The organism is Parafrankia sp. Ea1.12, assembly GCF_900465275.1.
Taxonomy (GTDB): Bacteria; Actinomycetota; Actinomycetes; order Frankiales; family Frankiaceae; genus Parafrankia; species Parafrankia soli.
Window position 1 is genome coordinate 1 of record NZ_UBIZ01000168.1, and the last position, 240, is coordinate 240.

Here is a 240-nt window from a genome sequence, read left to right on the forward strand (position 1 = left end):
TCAAGCTCGGCCACCGGGTGAGCGCATCCACGATCCGCCGGGTCCTGAAGACCCTCAGGTTGCCCCCAGCTCCGAAACGGCAGACCGACACCACATGGCGACAGTTCCTGCGTACGCAGGCGTCGACGATGCTGGCCGTGGACTTTTTCCACGTGGACTGCGCCATTACGCTCCAGCGTCTGTACTGCTTCTTCGTCATAGAGGTCGGCTCCCGCTCCGTCCACATCCTCGGGGTCACCG

1 pseudogene is annotated in these 240 nt (G+C 63.8%); it reads left to right on the forward strand.

Annotated features, from left to right (window positions below):
- Positions 1-240, forward strand: a pseudogene (locus FMEAI12_RS37785) (transposase); the annotation flags it as partial.